Below are 19919 nucleotides of genomic sequence, written 5' to 3' on the forward strand. Positions count from 1 at the left end.
GCGGTCGCGCTCCCAAGTAAACGCCTCCTCGGCTTGATCGCCATGGCGCTGCTGGTGGTGCACGCTGTGGCGGCCGCCGTGCCTTCCACGCTTCCTGATCTCTCCACCGTTCCTCCGGATCTCGTCGTGCCCGAAGCGCGCCGGGTGGATCCGGCGGCGGGCGTGCGTGCGATCCAGACGACGTCCGGATGGGAAACGACGGCGGTGCAGCACACGCTCTATCTGCCCGCTGACTGGTCGCCGGGGAAAAAACTCCCGGTGCTCGTCGAGTATGCGGGCAATGGCAATTATCGAAACGCGTACGGCGATGTCTCCGAGGGTACGGTGGAAGGCTGCCGGCTCGGTTATGGCATCAGCGGCGGGCGCGGTTTCATCTGGGTGTGTCTGCCGTTTGTCGCCGGCGCGGGCGACGATCGGCGCAACGCAATCACGTGGTGGGGCGACGTGGCGGAGACGAAGCGCTACTGCCTCGCGACGGTGCGCGACGTCGTGGCCCGCTACGGCGGCGATGAGCGTGCGGTGATTTTCTGCGGTTTCTCGCGCGGATCGATCGCGGCGAATTTCATCGGACTGCACGATGACGAGATTGCCCGCCTCTGGCGCGCGTTCATCTGTCACAGTCACTATGATGGCGTGAATGAACGCTGGCCATATCCCGGCGCGGACCGGGCGTCGGCACTCGGCCGGCTGCTGCGGCTGGCCGGTCGGCCGCAGTTCATCAGCCATGAAGGTTCGGTGCGACCGACGGAAGAGTGGCTCCGGAGCAGCGGTGTCGCGGGCCGGTGGACGTTCGTGAGTCTGCCGTATCGCAATCATTCCGCCGACTGGGTGCTGCGCGACCTTCCCGCGCGTCGCGAGCTGCGCGCGTGGCTCGCGGCGGTGCTGGCGGAGTGACGGCTGCATGCGCGCCGGTGCGAGTTACATGCGCGCCGAAGGCGGTGTTGATTCTGAATTCTAAAGCCCAAAAGCTTCCGCCGATCCCATCACGTGCAAAGTAGTGGGAGCTTCCAGCTCCCTCTCCGAACCGCTGGAGCAGGATGCTCCCGCTACGAGCAAAGGGTGCGCGTGGAACGATCGCACTTTCGCTGTGGCTTGCGGTGAGCCTCGGCATGGGCAAGGCGGATGGTCGACGCCGCCCAAAGCTTCTTTCGCGGTTTCCTGGCTTTAGAATTCTACCCGTCCCGCCCCAACGCACTTTCGTGCGCTCCCTCGGAGACCAAGAAGATTGCGTCTTACGCCCCGACGCCCTTTGGTCCGTTTATTGCTTCTTGGCCGTCAGCAACCCCTTGGGCTTGCGTTCCCTGCTGATGGCCCGGCCTCCGCGGGTGCCCGTTACTTTCTTCCAGAAATCATGCACACCATCCTGAACCTAGCCGGGAGGCTTCGCCTCCTTTTGTCCTTCGTCCTGCTCACCGGCGTCGCCCTGGCCCAGACGGCAGGCTCGAACGTCATTAGCGGACAGGTGAGCAACGCCGTCACCAAGTCCTACCTGCAGGGTGCGGTCGTTGAAATCGCGGGCACGGCGCTTTCCGCCACCACGGACCGCGAAGGTCGCTACGAGTTCTTCGGCGTGCCGGCGGGTCCGGCGACCCTGGTGGTCAACTTCACCGGTCTCGACGCGCTGCGCGTCCCGATCGTCGTCACTCCCGGGCAGCGGATGGTGAAGGACGTCGAACTCACCTCGTCGATCTACAAGATGGAGAAGTTCACGGTCGCCGGTGAACGCGAAGGCACGGCGAAGGCCGAGACGCTGCAGCGCCTCGCGCCGAACGTGAAGAACATCGTTTCGTCCGACACCTTCGGCAACATCGCCGACGGCAACATTGGCGACATGCTGCAGCACGTCGTCGGCATCACCGCCGACTACAACGGGCCCGACGTCCGCCAGATCAGCATCCGCGGCGTCGGTTCAGCACTGAGCTCCGTGACCATGGACGGCGCCCAGGTCGCCAGCGCGCAATCCGCCGGCACGGGTCGTCAGTTCGAGTTCGAGACTGCCTCCCTCGGCAACATCGAGTCGATTGAAGTGACCAAGGCGCCGACGCCCGACATGGACGGCGCGTCCATCGGCGGCAGCGTGAACCTCGTCACGAAGAGCCCGTTCGACAGCAAGCAAGGCCGAATCTTCACCTACACCGTCGGCCTTACCGCGCAGCCCACGTACTCCGGCCCCGTGGAAGCGCGGTGGAAGCAGCCGATCCGCGGTTTCGGCCCGTCGGTGAACTTGAATTACTCGGACGTGCTCGGCGAGAAGCGCAATTTCGGCATGACGCTCACGGCCACGGTGCACAGCCAGCCCGCCGGTGGCGCGCTGATCAACAGCACCTACGAACGCCGCAATGATCCAGGTCCGGCGTTCGCGAACAGCATCAGCCGTTACATCGTCAACGGCGCGACCCGCTCCCGCATCGCGACCGGCGCCAAGTTTGTCTACAAGTGGAGTGAGAACACCACGGTCTCGCTGAACAACGTCTACAATTATTTCCACGAGAACAACGACACGCGTTTCCACGTGTTGAACTCCGCCGTGGTGACCGGCGCGGGTCTGCCCAACTTGATCGCTGAAGTGGATGCGGCCGGCCGGCGCACGGGCGGCGGCTTCGTGAAGCCGGGCTACACCAACACGGTCACGCAAATCTTCGCGAACAGCGTCGAGCCGGTCACCCCTGGCGCCGGCACGCGCGACACAGCGTATTTCACCTCCCGCTGGACCAACCTCGGCGGCACGGCGAATCTCAACGTTGCGTCGAATGACAAGTCGGGCCGCACCTTCGTCTTCTCCCCGAGCGTGCGCCATCGCTTCCCCGGGCTGCAGATCGACTACAGTGTCTCGTATTCCGACTCGGCCACGTATTACGACGTGATTCACGAGCGCGACAAGTACAGCGCCCGGCCCACGGGCAGCGTGTTCCTGGAAATTCCGAATCTCGGTTTCGTGATCGATCGCTCGCAGGACAAGTTCATCCCGACGGTGCGCCAAACCGAGGGTCCGAGCTGGCAGGATTTCAAGAACTACAGCCGCCTCCGCATCGATCAGACCGACCAGCGCGGCTACGACAAGGTCTACTCCGCCAAGTTCGACCTGAAGAAGGACCTGAGCATCACGCTGCCCACCTACGTCAAGACGGGCTTCACGGCCCAGCGGCAGACGCGCAAGCTCTGGCAGGATCCCCGCCGGTATTTCTACACGGGCCCGGATGGCATCCTGAACACCGCCGACGACAACAACGGCATCGAGATCTTCAACGCCTTCCCGAAGTCGCTCACGTGGGATGAAAAGGAGTATTACCAAAACCGCGGTGGCGTGCCGCCGTGGGTCGACGCCTACAAGGTGGCCGCTCACCGCCGCGACAATCCGCGCCTCTGGAAAGAGGACGTGGAGCTTTCGTCCCGCGCCCGCCTGACGACCGATCAGCAGGTCGAGGAAACCATTGGCGCCGCCTACGTCATGGCCGGCACGCGCATTACCCGGCAGCTTTCGCTGCTCACCGGCGTCCGCCTGGAAAACACCGAGGTCGAAGGCGAGGGCCCGCTCAACTACACCTCGCCCCAAGAGGCGGCCCGTCGCGCCGCCTGGGTCGGGCCGATCACCGACGTCGAGCAGATCCGCCGCAACGTCGCGCAATACAGCGGACGCTCGACCAACAAGGGTGACTACCGCTTCTTCCTCCCCGGCGTGCACCTGAAGTACCAGCCGACGGCCGGTCTCGTGAGCCGCCTCAGCTGGTCGACCGGCGTCGGCCGCCCGCCGTTCGGTAACATCATCCCGAATACGACGGTCAACGATGCGGGCCAGACGATCACGGTGACGAACCCGAACCTGAAGCCGCAGTACGCGCGGAACTGGGATTTCACCACCGAGTACTACTTCAATCCGCAGGGCATGATTTCGTTCGGTGCCTTCCACAAGAAGATCAACGACTACATCCAGAGCGACAGCAGCCAGTTCGTGGCGCAGGGGCAGAACAACGGTTACGACGGCCAGTATGCCGGCTACCGGATCAACACGTCGATCAACAGCGGCTACGCGCAGATTCGCGGCCTGGAGTTCAACTACCAGCAGCAGCTCACGTTCCTGCCCGGCTGGGCCCGCGGCTTCGGCGTCTACATGAACGCCACCAAGCTCTGGACGAAGGGCAACAACTCGGCCTTCGTCACCGGCCCTGGCAGCAGCGCGGGCGGCACGCTCGCGGGCTTCCTCGACTTCACGGGCAACATCGGCGTCAGCTTCCGTGGCTACGGTTTCGACCTGCGGTTGCAGGCCGTTCATCGCGGCGAATACCTGATCTCGAATTCGACGACGCCGGCGCTCGTCACCTGGCAGCTGCCGAAGACCTCCTGGACGTGGAAGTCCCGTTACGCGTTCACGAAGACGCTCAGCGCCTTCGTCGACCTGGAGAACTTCACCGAGGAGCTGCTCGACAATCGTTACGCGGCCTACAAGGACCGTCCGAACTCCTGGCGCACCTTCCACACGAAGGTCGTGTTCGGCGTCACCGGCCGGCTCTGACCGTAGCCATGAGCGTGGGCGAGTGGACCAAGCGCCACTCGCTATCGCTCGTAGTTACAGGGCTTACGGGTTAGGGGCGGAAGAGAAGCCGGCGATTTCCTGGGGCCGCGACCGCCCCCGGTCGCTGGAGTGCCGTTGCGACCGGGGGCGGTCGCGGTCCCATTCAAACCGATGCGGTCGGGCTAACAGACTTTGTTCGCCCGCATTGCGGCTTGTCTCCGTCCCATCGGGCGTCGCATCTCTGGGCGCTGGCCGCAGGCTGGTGCTCAACCGACGACGAACGATGGACCAAAACCAAAACCCCTCGCGCGACTCGCGCCCGCGCCGCGACGATCGCGGGCCGCGTCAGCCCCGCGATCCGCGCGACCTTCCTTCCGGTGGCGGCGGCCGCAGCTCTGCCGGCCAGCGCCCGGCCCAGGGCTCGCGCCCACCGCAGGCGAGCGTGGCGGCACCGGTTCCCGCGCCGCTCGTCGTCAAGTCCGGCGTCCCGCACGGCGCGCGTGAAAGCGGCTGGCTGCCGGACTGCGTTTATACCGGCGAGAAATTTGAAACGGGCCTCGCGTTCTTCGCCGACACGCAGGGGCGCATTACGCGCTTCTCGCGCGAGCCGGCCGATCTGGCGTCGGCGCGGCGGCTCGAGGGCCAGGCCGCGCTGCCGGGTTTGGTGAACGCGCACTCGCATGCGTTTCAACGCATCTTTCGCGGACGCACGGAGCAGCCCGGGCGCGAGGCGCCGGAGCGGGCGCTCGCGCGCCTGTCCGCCGAGGAGGTGTTCGACACGGCGCGCATGGCTTTCATGGAAATGCTCCTCGCGGGCATCACCTGTGTGGGCGAGTTCCATTACCTGCACCAGCAAACCGACGGCACGCCGTGGCCCGACGTGAATCACCTCAGCCGCGAAATCGTGCGTGCCGCTCACGACGTGGGCATCCGGATCGTGCTGCTGCGGATCGCGTATGCCCGCGGGGACTTTCGCGGTGACGCGGCCGCGGCGCCGTCACGCTTTCGCACCGCCGCCGCGGAAACGTTCGTGCGCGAGACGGACGTGCTCCGCCTCGCGCTCGAGAAGGAGTTTCCCGCCGACGAAGTGGCGCTCGGCATCGGCATCCACTCGCTGGCCCACGTCCCACTCGATCAGGTCAAGCTGATCGCAGGATACGCCCGCACGCAGCGCCTGCGCTTCCAGGCGCACGTCTCGACCACCGAGGCGGAAAACGCCGCGTGCGTGGCCGAATTCGGCCGGACGCCGGTCGCCTTGCTGGCCGAACATGGGGTGGTCGACAAGCGCTTCACGGCCGTCGACGCCGTGCATCTCACCGATGAGGAGGTGAAGCTGCTCGGCACCGCGCGCGCGACGGTGTGCGCATGCCCGCTCTCTGCGCAGACGCTCGGACTCGGCGTGGCCCCGGTGGAAAAACTGCTGGCCGCGGGCGCTGGCGTCGCGCTCGGCACGGATCGTCAGGTGCAGATCGATCTCCTGAAGGAGGCGCGTCTGCTCGAGTATCACCTGCGCGTGGCGCGCCACAAACCCAGCGCGATCTCGGCTGATCCGGCGACGTCGTTGTTTCATGCCGCGACGGTGACGGGCGCGCGCAGTCTCGGCGCCACCAGCGGCGCGCTGGAAGTCGGCCGGCCGGCGGATTTTTTCACGGTGAACCTCTTCGATCCTTCGATTGCCGGAGCCGATGCCGGATCGCTGCTGGCCAACATGGTGTTTGCGCTCGAGCGCCGCGCGATTCGTGACGTGTGGGTGGGCGCGCGGCAGCGCATTACGAACGGCCGTCACGTGGCGCACGGCCCGATCGTCGGACGTTTCGTCGACGCGCAGCGGCGGTTGTGGGCCGTTTGAAGATTGGGAAAGCCCCGGGAGCGCAGGCCTCCGGCCTGCATCCTAAGCGCTTCGAAGGCAGGCGGGACGCCTGCGCTCCCGGGGTGCCGCTGGTCGAGTAGCGCGTGGCCACGCGCCGCGCGCGCCTTTGGTTCGTGACCAGTTCGCGGATACCGACCACGCTCGGGTCCCGATGAACGCACCCCGGCTCTTCCTCGTCGTGCTCGTTGCCCTCGGCCTCGCCGGCGTGAGGTCGTTCGCCGCGGCGGACGTGCCGAAGGGGCGCGTGCTCGAGAAGGTCGCGTGTGTTGCCGATCCGAACCAGACCTACGCGCTCTACATTCCGACGACCTTTGATCCCGCGCGCCCGATGCCGTTGCTGCTGTGCTTTGATCCGGGAGCGCGCGGAAAGGCGCCGGTCGAGCGCTTCCAGGCGGCGGCAGAGAAGTTCGGCTGGCTCGTGGCGGGCTCGAACAATTCGCGGAACGGCCCGTGGGAGGCCAACGCCGCCGCGATTCAGGCGATGGTGAAGGACCTGACGGCGCATCTGCCGATTGACTCGAAACGCGTGTACGCGGCTGGCCTTTCCGGCGGCGCGCGCGTGGCGTGTCAGCTCGGGATGAGCGGCATGCTGCAGGGTGTGATTTCATGCAGCGCGGCGTTTGCCGGCAGCGAGACGCCACGCAAGGTGCCGTTCCTGTTTTTTGGCACGGCGGGCGTGACCGATTTCAATTATCGCGAACTCGCGCGCGTCGATCGCGAACTGGAGGAGCGACGCGCGGTGCATCGCGTGGTGATCTTTGACGGTGGCCACGAATGGCTGCCGGCACCGCTCGCGCTGGAAGCGCTCGCCTGGTTCGAGTTGCAGGCGATGCGGTCCGGGACGCGACCGAAGGATCCGACGTGGACGGCGGAACAGTTTGGTGCGCGCCGCACCGCCGTGCCGGCGGAACCGGTGATTGAGCGGCACCGCGCGTTGCGTTCGCTCGCGGCCGATTTCAAGGGCCTGGCCGACACGGCGGCGCTGGAGAGCGAAGTCGCGACGCTGGGGGCGTCACGGGAATTCAAGGACGCGCTCAAGGCCGAGCGTTCATTGGAACGGACCGAGCAGTCGACGATCGAGGATCTCCTGACGGCGGTGAACGAGGGCTACGTTGGTTCCGTCCGCAAGCGCGTGACCGATCTGCAGATGAAGGCGAAAGGCACCGGACCCGAGCGCGCGATGGCGGTGCGGGTGTTGCAGGGCGTCGGTTCGACCTGTGGCGAGATGGCGCGCGAGGCGCTGCGCGCCAACGATTATGACGCTGCGGCCGCCGTGCTCGAGATGGTGGTGCTCGTGCGTCCTGAGCGGCCGCAGGGTCACTTCGATCTGGCGCGCGTGCGGGCGCAGCTCGGCGATCGCAAGGCAGCCATGACGGCGCTGCAGCAGGCGGTGGCGGTCGGTTTCAGGGATGCCGCGCGGGTGAAGGACGAGAAGGCGTTCGACAAACTGCGGAGCGATCCGGCGTTTCAGGCGTTGGTTGGCGGGATGAAATGAAACGGGCTCAGGTGGGGGCGGGTTGCGCCGGGGCGGGACCTCGCATGCGAATGCGTTGACCGCCCGGGCCGCGTTCGTTTCTCCTCGGCGGCGATGTCACTTTCTCTCGTCGTCCTCGCTGCCGGCATGGGTTCCCGCTACGGCGGTTTGAAGCAGATCGATCCGGTCGGTCCCGGCGGCGAAACCGTGCTGGATTACGCGGTGTACGATGCGTTGCGCGCGGGCTTCGATCGGATCGTGTTCGTGATCCGTCGCGATTTCGAGGCGCTGTTCCGAGAGAAGATCGGCGCGCGTTACGCGGGCCGCGCGGCGGTCGACTACGTGTTTCAATCGCTCGATGCGCTGCCGGCCGGGAGCGTGCCGCCCGCCGGACGCGAGAAGCCGTGGGGCACGGGGCATGCGGTCTGGTGCGCGCGCGCGGCGATCCGCGGCGGCTTCGCGGTGATCAACGCGGACGATTTTTATGGCGCCGATTCGTTCCGGCAGCTTGCGGACTTTCTGCGAGGAAAGACGACGACCGACACCGGATACGCGATGGTCGGTTTCCGGCTGGCGAACACGCTGTCCGAGCACGGCACCGTCGCGCGCGGCGTGTGCAGCTCGGATCGCACGGGCGCGTTGAGTTCGATTGTCGAGCAGACGGGCATCGCGGCGGCGGATGTCGGGGCGGGTAAGAAATACACTGGCGAAGAAATCGTCTCGATGAACTGCTGGGGCTTCACGCCGGCGTTCTTCGCGGGACTCGACGCGCAGTTCCGCGCCTTCCTCGCCGAGCGCGGCAGCGAGTTGAAGGCTGAGTTCTATCTGCCGGCGGCGGTTTCGACCCTCATCGCGCGCGGCGAAGCTACGGTGCGGGTGTTGCCGACCGAAAGCACGTGGTTCGGTGTCACGTATCGCGAGGACAAGCCGCGCGTTGAAGCGGCGATCGTCGGACTCGTGCAGGCGGGACTCTATCCGGCGAAGCTCTGGGCGTGAAAATTTGTGCCCACGGAACACACGGAATACACGGAAATGCCCGATTCGCTCCGGACGCTTCCGTGTATTCCGTGTGTTCCGTGGGCAAAAAGGATTGAAACCTCCCACTTCAGTCGGGCGCGGACTGTCCGCGATCCCATTCCCGCACCGTTGATCTCATCATGAACTTCTCCCGCTCCGACGCTGATATTCATCTGCCCACGGGCTCGGTGGGCATGACGCCCGAGGCCGCGCTGGCGCGCACGACCCATCTGTGTGTCATCGCGCATCAGGACGACATTGAGATCAACGCGTACCCGGCGGTCGCCGCGTGCTACGGTCGTGCGGATCGTTTCTTCACGGGGGTCGTGATGACGAATGGCGCCGGTTCGGCGCGCACGGGAAAATTTGCCGCGACGACCGACGCCCAGATGCAGCTGATCCGGCGCGATGAACAGCGGCGCGCGGCCGACCTGGGAAAATACAATCTGCAGCTTCAGCTTGGGCACAGCAGTCGCGACGTGAAGGATCGCAACCACGCTGGCGTGGCATCCGACCTGCGCACGATTTTCGGCGGGTGCACGAGCGCGTTGCAGGAAGTTTATCTGCATCAGCCGATCGACAAGCACGACACCCATGTCGCGTGTCTGCTGCGCTGCCTCGAGGCGATCCGATCGCTCCCGCGCGAACGCCGGCCGCGGCGCGTGCTGGGCGTCGAGGGCTGGCGTGACCTCGACTGGCTGGCGGATGCCGACAAGGTCGCGATGGACGCGAGTCCGTATCCGCAGCTCGCGGAGCAACTGGTCGCGGTCTTCGAGTCGCAGATCGCGGGTGGCAAGCGTTACGACCTCGCGGCGATGGGCCGCCGGGCGGCGAACGCGACGTTTCATTCCTCGCACGCGACGGATCAGGCGACATCGATTTCATGGGCGATGGACCTCACGCCGCTGGTGCAGGACGAATCGCTCTCGCCGCTCGACTTTGCGCTGAACCATGTCGACCGTTTGCGGACCGATGTCGCGACGCGGCTCAGGCAGATGGGAGCCTGAGCGCGGGAACGGTGTCGGTGCGTCCGCCATGTCGAAGCTCATCCGTGCTCATGATCACCGCAATGCGCCGCTGGTTGAACCGGGCCGTGGCGACCTGACGCTGAGTTATTTTACGCTGCTGCGCCTCGAGGCTGGCGAGACGAAGACGCTGGACGTGCCGAGCTGTGAACTCCTGTGCGTCGTGCTGTCGGGGCGCGCCGACATCGCCGCCTGCGCCCAGGAATTCAAGAACGTCGGCCGCCGCGCCAACATCTGGGAGGGGCCGGCCGATTCGGTTTACTGCGGAACGTGTCCGCGCGTGACCGTTCGGGCGCTGCGCGACGACACCGAGGTCGCGGTGGCCGGTGGCGTCTGCTCCCAGCCGTTCGCGCCGTTCCGGATCACGCCTGAGGAAGTCGAGATGGTCGAGGTCGGATCGGCCGACACGCACTCGCGCCGGCGGATCTTTCACATCCTCGGCCAGAATGCGGCGGGCCGGGCGGGCAATCTGCTCGTGAGCGAATTGTTGGGCGATGGCGGCTGCTGGTCCGGGTATCCGCCGCACAAGCACGATACGGAGCGTCCGCCCGATGAAACCGACTTCGAGGAGATCTATCATTACCGTTACCGGCCCGAGCACGGGTTCGGGGCGCAGTTCTGTTATGAAGAGCAGGTCGGGGTGGTGGCGCCGGAGCCGAAGGTCGTGATGACGCGTCACGGCGACACGTTTCTCATTGATCGCGGTTATCACCCGACGGTGCGCGGGCCGGGTTACGACGGCTATATTTTCACGATCCTCGTCGGCCGGCACCAGCGGTCGCTCGTGCAGAGTTTCGAACCGCAGCACCGGCCGCTGATGGAAAAAATTCCCGGGATTCAGGCGATGCGGGACAAGTTCAAGTAAGGGCGTGGCGGGGCGGCGAGCGCGAGAGCGCGGAGTCACGAGGAGCCGAGCGAATCTGGCCACTCGCGGGCGCTCGTAGCCACGGACGCAGAGGTGCGGGCGATTTCGCGTTTGGTTTTTGGCGGTGGGCGTTTAGGTCTGGGCCATGTCCGGCCCGAACCCCCTTTTCGACCTCACTGGTCGCACCGCTCTCGTCACCGGCTCCAGCCAGGGCCTCGGGCTCGCACTCGCGCGCGGCCTCGCGCAGGCGGGGGCGGCGGTGGTGCTCAACGGTCGCGATGCGACCAAGCTCGCTGCGGCGGCGGCAACATTGCGTGGTGAGGGCGCGCGGGTGACGACGGCGGCGTTTGATGTGACGGACGGCGCGGCGGGCGCGGCGGAGGTGGCGCGGATCGAGACGGAGTTCGCGCCGATCGACATCCTGATCAACAATGCCGGCATTCAGCGCCGCGCGCCGCTCGCGGAGATGACGGAGGAGCAATGGCGCGCGGTGCTCGACACGAATCTCACGAGCGCGTTTCTCGTCGCACGGGCGGTGGCGCCGCGGATGATCGCGCGCGGCGCGGGCAAGATCATCAACATCTGTTCGGTCATGAGCGAGGTGTCGCGGCCCACGATCGGCAATTACGCGGCGGCGAAGGGCGGGCTCAAGATGCTCACGCGCGCGATGGCGGTGGAGTGGGCGCGGCACGGCGTGCAGACCAACGCGATCGCGCCGGGGTATTTCGTGACGGAGCTCAACAAGGCGCTCGTCGAGAATGTCGAATTCAACAAGTGGATTTGCGGGCGCACGCCGGCCGGGCGCTGGGGTCAGCCGCACGAGCTCGCGGGCGCGGCCGTGTTCCTGGCGTCGCGCGCCAGCGATTTCGTCAACGGCCAGATTCTCACGATCGACGGCGGGCTGCTGGCGGCGTTGTGATTGAGAAGCACGCGGGCCGAGGGAGGGTCCGATTCCGCTTGTCCCAAACCTTGCACAGAAGGTAACGGAGGAAACGGAGGCTTGGGAAACGCTGACAGCTTTGGCGACCGGCGTTTTCGGGGGCGAACGGGCGCGTGTCGACACGGGATCCATGATGGGTGGGTTGGGAGACGCGCGAGTTCTCCGCTCTCTCCGTTTCCTTCTGTGCAAAGGCCTTGGCCCCGGTTTCAAATCGGCTTTGCTTTTCCCAATAACGCAACCGACCGTCGGTTCATGGCGGACTCATGCAAGATGCCTTCACCGGAAAATCCACCTGCATCAAAGGCCGCGCCCTCCCCGGCGCGGAAGACTGCGTCCGACTTCAAGACGATCACGAGCGAAGACTGGAAGCGCTCGCTCACCTCGGCACGGCAGCAGAAAAATGCGATCTCCGAGCGGATTCGGACCCGGACCGGGACCTCGTCCTCCTCGCCGAAGACGAAGTAGCGCTGCTGGAGAGTTCGGGGCCGGAGTGGGCGGAGCTCGGTGACGCCATTCGGGCGTTTCGCGCCTGCCTGCCGCTGTGCCGGCTGGAGGACTTTGGCTTCAGCGCCGAGGTGGAGCATCCGCTGGAGGAGCCGAATCCGCGGCTGCGTTATCTGCACAGCGGCGTGGAGGCGTCGGCGTTCACCGCGGTCGCAGACGGCTCCGTGTACAAGTTTTTCCTGCCCCGCGACGAGAAGCTCGTGGGCAGCGTCTTCGGGTTTCGCAGCGGCGGGGATTCCGCGCTGCACGCCGAGGCGGAGTTCGGCGGCTATCGCGGATTGCTGGAGAAACTACTCCTGATCCAGGCGCTCGGCGGGATGGCCACCGAGGTCGTCGCGATCACGACCGAGGGCATCCTCGTGGCGAAACAGGCGCTCGGCGATCCGTTGCCGCATGGCGAGGACATGTCCCGTTCGCTGCCGGCAGGGCTGATTGAGATCCCCTCGCGTTTCCTGCGGGCGAATCGCGATCATCCGCGGCTGTTTTTTCTGCGCCGCGGGCCGGCCGGTGAGCCGGAGCCATGGCTCGTCGCGGATCTGCACGCGCGGAACTTCGTGCGGGGGATCGACGGCCGGCTGCGCGTCATTGATTTGGTGGCCGCACCCTGGCCCGACCGGCTCGGCCAAAGCGACCCGAGCATGCGCGACTGGCTGGAGCGCGTGCGTCGCGACCCGCATGCCACGGCCTTGCCGGGAGCGCGGGACGAGGATCTTTAGCGGGCGAGTTTTTAGACAGAATGGACAGAATCTAACAGAATGGGCCCAAGCTCTCCGAGAGCTGCTCTATTTTGTCCAATTCTGTCCATTCTGTCCAAAAACAAAACCGCCGTCCGGCATCGAGTGCACGGACGGCGGTGAAAGGTTAACCTGACGTGATCGTTCAGCTCTTCTTCGACTTCAGGAAGGCGAGGACCATCTCGGCCTGTTTCTCGGTCTGGCCCTTGTCGTGATAAACGACCTTGCCGGAGCGATCGATGAGATAGGCTTCACGGCTCGCCATCATCGCGCCGGACTGACCGAAGGCCTTCACGACCTTCTTGTCGGTGTCAGCCAGCAGCGGGTAGTCGAAATTGTTCTTTTCCTTGAACTCCTTCTGCTTCTCGACCGGGTCCGTGCTGACGCCGATCACGGCCACGCCGTGTTTCTTGAGCTCGGAACTGGCATCGCGGAGCGAGCAGCCCTGCTTGGTGCAACCGCCGGTGAGCGCCTTCGGGTAGAACCACACGAGCGTGTAGTCGTTCTTCTTGTAGACGTCGCCGAGGTTCAGCGTCGTGCCGGCATCGGTGAGCGCGCTGACTTGCGGCGCTTTTTCGCCCAGCTTGAGCGGCTCAGCGCGTGCGACGCCGAAGAGAAGGGTAAACAGGGACATGAGAGCGAGGGTGCGGGGAAGTGTCATGGCGCGCAGACCGTAGCGCGGAGCGACCGGCTTGCAAGCGGTTGGGTGCGAAATCCGGGGCCGGCCCGCGCGCGGAGCCGATTCTGTCATCCGGACGACTTTTTCGGAACCGGCTTCGCGCGGCCCGACTCTCAACGAGGCCTATGTCCCGTGGCTTGCCTTAACTCCCGCGCATCGGGCGCCGTCCTTCCCGGACGGTGAACCCACCGCTTGCCTTGCGTCCCGGCGGTGCCCAACCTCGATCCTCTTGTCTTTGCTCCCTTCCGCCCACCCGTTCACTCGGTCCCGATTTTCCATGCTCCTCGCCTCGCTTCCCCGGTTGTTCGCGCGCCACGGTTTGTGCTTCTGCGCGAGCCTGATCGCCTCGGCTGCCGCCCTTTTTGCCCAGTCGCCTTCGTCCATCGATGGATTCGATCCCGATGTGGATGGCGTGGTCCTGTCGCTCGTGCTTCAGCCTGATGGCAAGGTCCTCGTGGCCGGCCAGTTCTCCACGGTCCGCGGCGTGCCGCGCAGCAATCTCGCCCGGCTGCTGCCCGATGGCAGCCTCGACGCCGCGTTCAATCCGAACCCCAACGGACCCGTGCGCGCGGTCGTGCTGCAGGCCGACAACCGCATCGTCGTCGGCGGCGATTTCACGACGCTCCAGCCCAATGCCACCGGCACCGCCGCCAATCGCGGCCGCGTGGCCCGGCTCAATGCCGACGGCTCGCTCGACGCCACCTACAACCCCAATGTGAGCGGCGATTTGCTCCCGCAGGTCACGTCCCTGCTCCTCCAACCCGACGGCCGGGTGGTCGTCGGTGGTTATTTCACCCGCGTGCAGCCCACCGGTGCGGCCGCCGCGGTCACGCGTAACAACCTCGCGCGTTTCAACGCCGACGGCTCGCTCGATGCCAGCTTCAATCCGAACCCCAACGCGATGGTGCTCACGCTCGCGTTTCACGTGGACAACAAAATCGTCGTCGGCGGCGGGTTCACGTCGTTCCAGCCGGCCGGTGACTCCGCGCCGACTTTCCGCAATCGCATCGCCCGCCTGAACGCCAGCGGCACCGTCGATTCCGAGTTCAACCCCAACGCCGACAACGGCGTGACGGCCCTCGCCGTCCAGCGCGACGGCAAGATCCTGCTCGGTGGTTTCTTCACCACGCTGCAGCCGGTCGGTGACACCAGTCCGGCGAATCGCGTGCACCTCGCGCGGCTGAATGTCGACGGCACGCTCGACTCCGAGTTTTACCCGCGCGTGGACGGCAACGTCGCCGCGGTCGCGGTGCAGCCCGACGGCGCGATCCTCGTCGGTGGCGATTTCAACTCGGTGTGGGGCCTCGGCACCATTCAAAGCAACCGTTCCTTTATCGCGCGTTTCAACCGCGACGGCTCGCTCGACAACGCCTTCGCTCCCCAAGTCAACGCGCCGGTCGACGCGTTTGCGACCCAGGCGGACGGCAAGATCCTTGTTGGCGGCCATTTCACCCGCGCACTGGCGCCCGGCGCCACCACGCCGCTCGCCCGCAATCATCTCGCCCGCCTCAACGGCGACGGCTCGATCGATACCAGCTTTGAACTCGATGCAGGCGGTCGCGTCCTCGCCGCCGTGACGCAGACCGATGGCCGCGTCGTGATCGCCGGCACCTTCACGAGCGTCAGCGGGGCGACGCACAACTACGTCGCGCGCCTCAACGCCGACGGCACCGTCGACAGCAGCTACAATCCCGATTTCAACGGCCGCGTCTACGCGCTCGTCCTCCAGCCCGACGGCAAGGTCATCGTGGGCGGTGCGTTCACCACGATTGGCGGCGAAACCCGCAACCGTCTCGCCCGTTTGAATCCCTCCGGCACCATCGACTCTGAGTTCAACCCACACTTCGACGGCCAGGTCGGCTCGGTCGCCCTCCAATCGGACGGCCGCATCATTGTCGGTGGCTCGTTCACCAGCGTCACACCCGCCGGCACCACCACGGCGACGAATCGCGCGAATCTCCTCCGGCTCAATGCCAACGGCTCGCTCGATACCACCTTCGATCCCAGCCCGAATTCCTCGGTCTCCGCCATTGCGGTGCAGTCCGACGGCAAGATCGTCATCGGCGGCTTGTTCAGCACGCTGACGCCCGGTGTCGTGGCCAACACGTCCGCGACAATCACGAGCCGCAACTTCCTCGCGCGGCTGAACGGCGACGGCACGCTGGACACGACGTTCGTCCCGAATCCCAACGCCCAGGTCAGCACCATCGCGATCCAAGCCGACGGCAAGGTCGTGGTCGGCGGCGTCTTCACGCTTTTCCAGGCCGCGAGCGCCACGACGTCGACGAGCCGCAATCGGATCGCCCGCATCAACGCCGACGGCACGCTCGACACCACCTACGATCCGAACGCCAACGGCAACGTGCTCGCCTCCGCGCTCCAGTCCGATGGCAAGCTGATCATCGGCGGTTCGTTCACCACGCTCACGCCGAACGGCGCGACCAACTTCACGCTCCGCAAGTATGCCGCGCGGCTGAACACCGACGGCACCGTCGACGCAACCTACAACCTCGATATCAGCGAGCTCCCCGGCAACCGCGTCGACTCGCTGCGTCTCCAGGCCGACGGCCGCCTCTTGATCGGCGGCAGCTTCACCTCGCTCCAGCCCATCGGCAACGCGACCCGCATCGCGCGCCGCAATTTCGCCCGCCTCGCCGCGAACGGCACCGTCGACACGACCTTCACGCCCGACACGGGCGGCTCCACCGGCTCCGTGGTCAACGCCTTCGCCGTGCAGCCCGACGGCCGCGTCATCGCCGTCGGCAATTTCGCGGATCTTGGCGGCGCCAAGTCGACGAACATCGCGCGCTTCCGGCCCGAAGGCACCGCTGATACCTCGTTCAGCAGCACGCTCGCCACCGACGGCACCGTCAACGCCGTGATCGTACGCCCGAACGGCGCGCCGGTTCCGACGCAGACGCCCGGCTTTGCTTGGCTCAACGCCAACGGCACGCTCCGCACCGCGTTCAGCACCTCCACGCGGCTCAGCGGCGAGGTCAACGCGATCGCCGTGCAACCCAACGGCGCCGTCATTCTCGGCGGCGCGTTTGCCAATCTCAGCAACACCACCGGCGGCAATCTCATCCGCCTGAGCGCGACCGGCGTCATTGACACCGCCTTCAATCCCGCGCCGAACGGGGCGGTTTCCTCGATTGCGATCCAGAGCGACGGCAAGGTCGTCCTCGCTGGCTCGTTCTCGCTCGTCTACGGCGTCGCCCGCAATCGCATCGCCCGGCTGAATGCGGACGGTTCGCTCGACACCGGCTTCGATCCCAACGCCAGCGCCAAGGTAAACTCTGTCGTGATTCAGTCCGACGGAAAGATCGTCATCGCCGGCACGTTCACGACGCTCACGCCGAACGGCACCACGACCGCCGTCACCGCGAATTACATCGCGCGGCTGAACACCGACGGCACGCAGGATTCCACGTACAATCCGTCGCCGAACTTCAACGTGAATATCATCACGCTGCAGGGTGACGGGAAGATTGTCGCCGGCGGCTCGTTCACGAGCGTGGCGCCGAATGGCGCGGTCGACGTCGTGACGCGCAATGGCGTCGCGCGGTTCAACACCGACGGCTCGCTCGACCAGAATTTCAATCCGAACACCAATGGCGCGGTGAACGCGATCGTGCCGCTCGCCAACGGGCAGTTCGTCCTCGGCGGTTCGTTCTCCACGGTGCAGCCGAACGCCACCGGCACGGTCTTCACCCGCAACAATCTCGCACGGGTGAACAGCGACGGCGCGGTCGACGCGTCGTACAACCCGAACCCGAACGGCGTGGTCAACACGCTCGCGCTGCAGGCCGACGGCGCCGTGCTCGCCGGCGGCACGTTCACGACCCTGCAACCCGGCGCCACGGGCGTCGTGGTCACGCGGCCCCGTCTCGCGCGCATCAACACCGACGGCTCGCTCGACTTGAACTTCAATCCCGCGCTCGGCGGCAGCATCACGAGCCTGGTTCCCCGGCCCGATGGCACCGTGCTGGTCGGCGGTAATTTCTCCGACCTGCAGCTCAACGGCTCGATCTTCATCGGCGGCACCTTTGCGACGGTCGGCGGCATTCCCGCCCGCAATCTTGCGAGCCTCAATGACGACGGCTCCGTCAGCACGACGTTCCAGCCGCGGCCTGATGGCGCGGTGAACGCGATGCTCGTGCAGGCCGATGGCCGCGTGGTGGTCGGCGGTGCGTTCACGAACATCTCCGGTGCGACCCGCAATCGGCTCGCGCGCTACAACACCGACGGTTCGCTCGATGCGACCTTCACGCCGGACGTCGGCGCCGCGGTCAATGCGCTGGCGCTGCAGGGCGACGGCAAGATTCTCGTCGGTCTTTCCACCGGTTCCGGCACCCCGCCGAGGACGGTCGTTCGCCTCAATGTCAACGGCTCGGTCGACGCCACGTTCACCGGTCCGGCCTCGGCCGCCGGCGCGACGGAAAACGTCACCGGCCTCGCCGTGCAGCGCGACGATCGCGTGCTCGTGATGACGCGCACGCAGATTCCGGGCAACGCGGTCTACCGTCTGAGCCGGCTCAATGGGGACGGTTCCAATGACGCCTCCTTCAATGCGGTCACCTTGAACGGCGTCACGACCCGCGCGTCGTTTGCCCTGCAGGCGGACGCGAAGATCATCGTTTCCGGTCAGTTCAGCACCGTGGTGAATGCCATCGGCAGCAGCGCGATCGCGAATCTCGCCCGGCTCAATGCCGACGGCACGCTCGACGCCAGTTTCAATCCGGCCCCGAACGGCGCCGTGACGGCCGTCGCGCTGCAGTCGGACGGTCGCGTAGTGGTCGGTGGTGGTTTCACCAACATCGGCGGCCTGTCCCGCGTCGGCATCGCGCGTCTGGCCGCCACGGCTACAGCCACGCAGATCCTCGGCGTCGCGGCCAATCGCACCGCCGTCATCTGGAGTCGCGCCGGTACGACCGGTGAGATCAACAGCGTGATTTTCGAGCAGTCGTCGGATCGCCAGACGTGGACGCGGCTCGGCGATGGCCGGCGCGTGGCCAACAGTGGCGCCGACTGGCAGCTCGCCGGCGTGAATCTGCCGGCGACGGGTGTCTTCTACATTCGTGCGCGTGGTCTGTCGCCGTCGTCGGCCGGCACATCGTCGGGTATCTTTGAATCCGTCCGCGAATTCACGTTCGCCAATCCCGTGGTCGGTGCGGCCAGCGTGATTGCCCAGACGCCCGCGCAGGCGGCGGCGCCGGCGCTCGTGCTGGATCCCGTGACCGGCATCGCGCCGCGTTCCCGGATCAGCATCGTGGCCGGCGAGGGCTCGGTGGAAATCTTCGCCACGCCGACGTCCACGCCAGTGGAAGGCACGGCCTCGCGTCTCGCCAACCTTTCGACCCGCGGTCGCGTTTCCTCGACGTCGCCGCTGATCCTCGGCTTTGCGATCTCGGGCACCGAGTCGCGCAGCGTGCTCGTGCGCGCGGTGGGTCCGGCGCTGACGGGCTTCGGCGTGACCGACGCGCTGCCGGCGACGCGTCTCCAGGTTTATGATGCGACCGGTGCGCTGATCGCGGCCAACGAAGGCTGGGCCAATGCCTCCACCTTGGTGCAGGCGGCCGCGTCGACCGGTGCATTTCCGCTGCGCAGTGGCAGCGCGGACAGTGCCGCGTTGCTCAACCTTGCACCCGGCACGTATACGATTCAGGTCGTCGATCCGCGCGGCAACGGCGGCGTGGCGCTCGCGGAAATCTACGATGCCGGCACCGGCACGGGCTCGCAACTCGTCAACGTCTCAAGCCGCGGCGCGGCTGGCACGGGTGCGAACGCGCTCATCAGCGGCTTCGTGCTCGCCGGCGATGCGTCGCAACGCGTGCTGCTGCGCGGCGTCGGTCCCGGTCTCACGCAGTTCGGCACGCTCGGTGTCGTCACGGATCCGTCGATCATGCTCTTCGATGCCGAAGGCCGCGAACTCGGCTCCAACGACAACTGGGTCTCGAGTGTGAACCAGGTGTCGACGGCCACGGCCGGTGCGGGTGCGTTTGCGCTCCTGGCGGGCAGCAAGGACGCCGCGGTGATCGCGAATCTCCCGGCGGGCACGTACACGATTCAAGTCAGCGCGCCGACGACGGGCGCGGCCCTGCTAGAAATCTATTCGATCCGCTGAGGTCGCTGTCTACCCGGGAGCGCGGGCCTCCGGCCTGCAACGAGTGAAAAGCCGGCCGGAGGCCGGCGCTCCCGCGTGGGGTGTCGCTTCTACCGATCGCCGTTTCCTTTTGGTCCTCGTAATTGATCGTGGCTACGAGTGCCAGCGAGTGGCCGAACCAGCACTCGCTGGCGCTCG

At 66.3% G+C, this 19919-nt stretch carries 11 protein-coding genes; 10 read left to right on the plus strand and 1 reads right to left on the minus strand.

Translation table 11 applies throughout. From position 1 onward, the window contains the following. The first annotated feature begins 42 nt into the window (after positions 1 to 42). The 9 genes from ACLJEU_RS00675 to ACLJEU_RS00715 all read left to right on the plus strand — a co-directional run bounded on the left by ACLJEU_RS00675 (position 43) and on the right by ACLJEU_RS00715 (position 12921). Entirely contained in the window at positions 43 to 894 is an 852-nt protein-coding gene (locus tag ACLJEU_RS00675) for a hypothetical protein (RefSeq protein WP_457795326.1), read from the plus strand. Positions 895 to 1351: 457 nt separating this feature from the next. Then, positions 1352 to 4510 carry a TonB-dependent receptor gene (locus ACLJEU_RS00680; RefSeq protein ID WP_414662583.1) on the plus strand — a complete coding sequence of 1053 codons (3159 nt, stop codon included), beginning with the start codon at positions 1352 to 1354 and terminating at the stop codon, positions 4508 to 4510. A gap of 283 nt (positions 4511 to 4793) precedes the next feature. After that, complete coding sequence (locus ACLJEU_RS00685) at positions 4794 to 6359, plus strand: formimidoylglutamate deiminase (RefSeq protein ID WP_414662584.1); 1566 nt, start codon at positions 4794 to 4796, stop codon at positions 6357 to 6359. Between the two features lie 172 nt (positions 6360 to 6531). Further along, positions 6532 to 7875, plus strand: coding sequence for a TPR end-of-group domain-containing protein (locus ACLJEU_RS00690; protein ID WP_414662585.1), 1344 nt, complete (start codon positions 6532 to 6534; stop codon positions 7873 to 7875). A gap of 93 nt (positions 7876 to 7968) precedes the next feature. Continuing rightward, on the plus strand, positions 7969 to 8850 hold the full coding sequence (locus ACLJEU_RS00695) for a nucleotidyltransferase family protein (protein ID WP_414662586.1): 882 nt from the start codon (positions 7969 to 7971) through the stop codon (positions 8848 to 8850). A 161-nt stretch (positions 8851 to 9011) separates the two neighbouring features. Further along, positions 9012 to 9878 carry a PIG-L deacetylase family protein gene (locus ACLJEU_RS00700; RefSeq protein ID WP_414662587.1) on the plus strand — a complete coding sequence of 289 codons (867 nt, stop codon included), beginning with the start codon at positions 9012 to 9014 and terminating at the stop codon, positions 9876 to 9878. Positions 9879 to 9906: 28 nt separating this feature from the next. Further along, positions 9907 to 10761 carry a 5-deoxy-glucuronate isomerase gene (locus ACLJEU_RS00705; RefSeq protein WP_414662588.1) on the plus strand — a complete coding sequence of 285 codons (855 nt, stop codon included), beginning with the start codon at positions 9907 to 9909 and terminating at the stop codon, positions 10759 to 10761. A gap of 145 nt (positions 10762 to 10906) precedes the next feature. Continuing rightward, entirely contained in the window at positions 10907 to 11680 is a 774-nt protein-coding gene (locus tag ACLJEU_RS00710; RefSeq protein WP_414662589.1) for an SDR family oxidoreductase, read from the plus strand. 284 nt (positions 11681 to 11964) lie between these two features. Next, positions 11965 to 12921, plus strand: coding sequence for a hypothetical protein (locus tag ACLJEU_RS00715; protein ID WP_414662590.1), 957 nt, complete (start codon positions 11965 to 11967; stop codon positions 12919 to 12921). Positions 12922 to 13084: 163 nt separating this feature from the next. Here the strand turns inward: ACLJEU_RS00715 and ACLJEU_RS00720 are convergent, their stop codons facing one another. Next, positions 13085 to 13573 (minus strand): peroxiredoxin, encoded by a 489-nt coding sequence (locus ACLJEU_RS00720; protein WP_414662591.1) that lies wholly within the window; start codon positions 13571 to 13573, stop codon positions 13085 to 13087. A gap of 322 nt (positions 13574 to 13895) precedes the next feature. On the opposite strand from ACLJEU_RS00720, the gene ACLJEU_RS00725 reads away from it, so the two are divergent. Continuing rightward, on the plus strand, positions 13896 to 19742 hold the full coding sequence (locus ACLJEU_RS00725; RefSeq protein WP_414662592.1) for a hypothetical protein: 5847 nt from the start codon (positions 13896 to 13898) through the stop codon (positions 19740 to 19742). Positions 19743 to 19919: the final 177 nt, after the last annotated feature.

It is taken from the genome of Terrisphaera buseokensis, from assembly GCF_047521145.2.
In the GTDB taxonomy this organism is placed as follows: Bacteria; Verrucomicrobiota; Verrucomicrobiia; order Opitutales; family Opitutaceae; genus ER46.